The 377-nt window shown below is 56.2% G+C and carries 1 protein-coding gene; it reads right to left on the reverse strand.

What is annotated here, in order from left to right:
• Positions 1-338 (reverse strand): hypothetical protein (locus L5849_RS15210; protein WP_236926228.1); only part of this gene is annotated, 338 nt, incomplete at its 3' end.
• Positions 339-377: the final 39 nt, after the last annotated feature.

Here is a 377-nt window from a genome sequence, read left to right on the forward strand (position 1 = left end):
GTCGTGGCGGTGACGTTGACAAGCATCGCATCCGTGTGGCGCTTGTTGGAAGTGGAACCGGCTTCCGGGCTCACCACGTAGTAGCCAAGCGGGAGGTTCGCAAAAGTAGCGACGTATTGGCTACCGGAGGCCTTCGCCGTCGCTGCAGGATTCACCGCAGAGACATTGTTGCCAGCCTTCTTGGCCCAGTTGGAAGCCTTGGTGGCGAACTCGGCCAGTTTCATGTCCTGCTGATTCAGGCTGTATACATGCAGGTTCTCAAGCGTGTGCTTGGCGACCGTGTGGTTGAGGAATTCGACGGCCTGTTTCGTGGTGAGCTCCCGAATCGATTCATCCATCGGAGTATCCTTTCTGTTGAGAGTTTTTTCTTCTCGCCC

It is taken from the genome of Erythrobacter sp. SN021 (assembly GCF_021864455.1).